The sequence below is a fragment of the Streptomyces sp. SID14478 genome (assembly GCF_010548525.1).
Taxonomy (GTDB): Bacteria; Actinomycetota; Actinomycetes; order Streptomycetales; family Streptomycetaceae; genus Streptomyces.
Genome location: NZ_JAAGMG010000487.1, coordinates 1 through 3,298, shown reverse-complemented (window position 1 = coordinate 3,298; position 3,298 = coordinate 1). Strand labels below are relative to the sequence as shown.

At 75.1% G+C, this 3,298-nt stretch carries 3 protein-coding genes and 1 pseudogene; 2 read left to right on the top strand and 2 right to left on the bottom strand.

Annotated features, from left to right (window positions below):
* The coding region (locus G3I40_RS16170; RefSeq protein WP_203644171.1) for a maleylpyruvate isomerase N-terminal domain-containing protein at window positions 1-539 on the top strand (539 nt) is incomplete at its 5' end.
* Window positions 540-596: 57 nt separating this feature from the next.
* On the opposite strand, the gene G3I40_RS16165 is transcribed toward G3I40_RS16170, so the two are convergent.
* Together G3I40_RS16165 and G3I40_RS16160 are read right to left on the bottom strand one after the other, a co-directional pair.
* The gene (locus G3I40_RS16165; protein ID WP_164302861.1) at window positions 597-1,271 is read right to left on the bottom strand and encodes a response regulator transcription factor; all 675 of its coding nucleotides are present in this window, start codon (window positions 1,269-1,271) and stop codon (window positions 597-599) included.
* On the bottom strand, window positions 1,268-2,458 hold the full coding sequence (locus G3I40_RS16160; RefSeq protein ID WP_164302860.1) for a sensor histidine kinase: 1,191 nt from the start codon (window positions 2,456-2,458) through the stop codon (window positions 1,268-1,270). Before G3I40_RS16160 ends, G3I40_RS16165 begins: the two co-directional genes overlap by 4 nt.
* A 143-nt stretch (window positions 2,459-2,601) precedes the next feature.
* Here G3I40_RS16160 and G3I40_RS16155 point away from each other — a divergent pair.
* Window positions 2,602-3,298 (top strand): annotated as a pseudogene (locus tag G3I40_RS16155) (hypothetical protein); the annotation flags it as partial.

Sequence of the window (3,298 nt, the reverse complement as noted above, 5' to 3'; positions counted from 1 at the left end):
CGCGCAGGACGTCCGCGGTGCGCCGCGCGCCGTCGGCGAGCCAGGCGTCGAGCGCGGCCGGGCCCGACGCCCCCTGCTGGAGCTGGTCCTGGCAGCAGGACACCGGGTTCTGGGCCCGCCGGATGACGCACGAGACGGTGATCCACCGGGCCGACGCGGCCCGCGCGGCGAAGGCCGCCTTCGACGTGACGCCCGCAGTCGCCGCCGACGCGATCGACGAATGGCTGCGGATCGTGCGCTTCGTCCAGGACGCGGACGCCAGGGACACGGCCCAGGAGCTGAAGGCCGGCGGCCGCACCCTGCACCTGCACGCCACCGACACGCCCCCCGAGGCGGCCGCCGAGTGGCTGATCGAACTGGCCGACGAGGGCATCGGGTGGCGCCGCGACCACGCGAAGGCGGACGTGGCGCTGCGCGGCCCGCTGACGGCCGTCCTGCTCGCGTTCTACCGGCGCGAGCCGTTGGACGGCGGGCGCGTGGAGGTGCTGGGCGACCGGGAGTTGCTGGACTTCTGGCTGGAACGGGCCACGTTCGGCTGAGCGACCGGGGGAGCGGGGCCGACTCGGTGGCTGAAAGGGCCGCGCGGCGGCACGGGTTCACAGGGAGGGCCTGATCAGCCCCGTCTCGTACGCGGTGATCACGGCCTGGGCCCGGTCGCGCAGGTCCAGCTTGGCGAAGAGCCGGTTGATGTGGGTCTTCACCGTGTGATCGGTGATGGTGAGATGCGCGGCGATCTCCGCGTTCGACAGGCCGCGCGCGATCAGGACGAGGACCTCGGCCTCCCGGGTGGTGAGCCCTTCGACGCTGCGGTTCAGCGGGGCGGTGGCGCGCTGCCGGGCGAACTCGGCGACCAGCCGTTTGGTGATCTCGGGCGACAGCAGGGCGTTCCCGGCGGCCACCACCCTGACCGCGTGCAGGAGTTCGGGGAACGTCGCGTCCTTGAGGAGGAAGCCGGACGCGCCCGCGGCGAGCGCCTCGTAGACGTACTCGTCGAGCCCGAACGTCGTCAGCATCAGGGCCTTCGTGGCGCCGCCCGAGGCGTCGAGGATGGCCCGGGCCGCCTCGATGCCGTTCGTGCCCGGCATCCGGATGTCCAGGAGGACCACGTCCGGGCGGTGCTCGGCGGCCAGGCGCACCGCGCCCGCGCCGTCCTCGGCCTCCGCGACCACCTCGATGTCCGCCTGCGTGGCGAGGAGATTCGCGAAGGCCGTGCGCACGACGGCCTGGTCGTCGGCGACCAGGGTGCGGATGACCCGGGGAGCGGCCGTCACCACGGCAGCACCGCCTCGACCTGGAAGCCGCCGCCCGCGCACGGCCCCGCGCGCAGGGTGCCGCCGACCAGGGCGGCCCGCTGGCGCATGCCGGGCAGACCGTGGCCCGCGGACTCCTCCGGGGCGGGCGGCCCGGACCCGTCGTCGGTCACGCGGATCCTCAACTGGTCGCCCCCATAGAGGAGTTCGATGGCCGCGCGGGCGCCGGGCGCGTGCTTGCGTACGTTCGTCAGGGACTCCTGCACGATGCGGTACGCCGACAACTCCCACGCGGCGGCGAGCGGCACCCGGTCCCCGACGACGGTCAACTCGGCGGCGCCGCCGACCGTCCGGTGCTGCTCGATCAGTTCGCCGAGACGGGCCAGCGAGGGCTGCGGGGCCGTGGCCGCACCGGTGTCGTCGTGCAACACGCCCAGCAGGCGCCGCAGTTCGGCCAGCGAGGAGCGGGCCGTGCCGGCGATCTGCTGGAAACCGTCGCGCGCCCCGGGCGACAGGCCGGACGTCGTGTACGTGGCGCTCTCCGCCTGCACCGCGATCATCGACACCGAGTGCGAGACGATGTCGTGCAGCTCCCGGGCGATCCCGGCGCGCTCCGCCTCCGCGGCCTGGCGCCGCTCCATGGAGATCAACTGGGCCTGTGCCAGCTCCCGTTCGCTGCGGGCCTGCTCGCGGGCGCGGACGGCGTCGCCGAGCGCCACGGCCGCGAGGATGAACGCCGACAGGCCGAACGTCTCCGTGAACAGGCTGAGCGGGCCCGCCTGGCCGAACGCGGGGACGTTGGGCACGCGGTCGTCGCGGGCCCAGCTCGCGATGTGGACGAGGTTCACGCTGAGCGCGCCGAACGCGCCGCCCGCGACGAGCAGCACCGGGTGCAGGACGCGGTGCCGCCCGAGGACGTAGCAGCCGAGCGAGCCGCAGACCATCGCGGAGAACGACAGGGCCGTGTCCGCGCCGAAGCTGACCAGGGCGGCGGCGACGGTGAACAGGGCGATCGGCGGGCACACGCGGCGCCACGCCGACGACGCCGCGCACGTGACGATCGCGAGGGTCATGGTGAGTGAGCCGGGGAAGAAGGCCAGCTCCCCGACGGTGCCGACGGTGAGCGCGGCGCCCGTGGCGTACGGGTAGGACGGGGCGTCGGCCCAGGTCTTCCAGGCCGCTGCGACGGTCCGGTGTGGCGTGCTCATGCGGTCGATTGTGTCGGGCGGGCGCGGGGGAGTGCGTCGGCGCGGAGGGGGAGACGGTCCGGCGGTGTCATGCCACGGGTTGACGCAGCGGTCCACCTCCTCGTGCGACGCGCTCGGCGCCGCCGATTCCTAGCGTCGGGGGCATGGCTGAACTGGGAATTCGCGCGCCGGTGGGGGTGGCGGCGCCGTGGCTGTGGGCGGGCTGCGCGCTGGGCTCGCTCGGCTATGCGCTGAGTACGCACCTGGGTCCGCACCGGGTGTGGGGCACGGTCGCGGCGGGGGCGTACGCGGTCGCCGCGGCGGTGGCCCACGGCACGGGGCGGGGGAAGGCGGCCCGGCTGGTCGCCGTGGCCGGTGCCGTCGTCCTGCCCCTGTGCCTGCTGGTGGCCCGCGGGAGCGGGCAGTTGGAGGTGTCCGTCGTCGCGCGGTCGGGGCAGCGGCTGCTCGCGACCGGCAGCCCGTACGTCGCCGATCCCGCCCGGGTCGCCGACGCCGACCCCTATCTGCCGGGGATGGCGGTGTTCGGCGTGCTGCCCGGTGATCCGCGCTGGTGGATGGCGGGCGTCTTCCTGGCCTGCCTGGGGCTGTGTGCGCGAGGCCGGGTGTGGTGGTTGGTGGCGTGCCCGGTCGTCGCCCTGCCGCTCGCCGTGAGCGGCGTGGACCTGCCGGTCGCCGGACTGCTGTGCCTCGGCCTCGTGTGGGCCGGGCGGGGATGGGCGGTGCGCTCCGGCGCGGTGCTGGGGGCTGCCGCCTGCCTGAAGTGGACCGCGTGGCCCGGGGTGTTGGTGGGCGTGGCGCTGGTGGGCGCGGTGGCGGTGTCCCGGTCCGCCCGCAACCGCC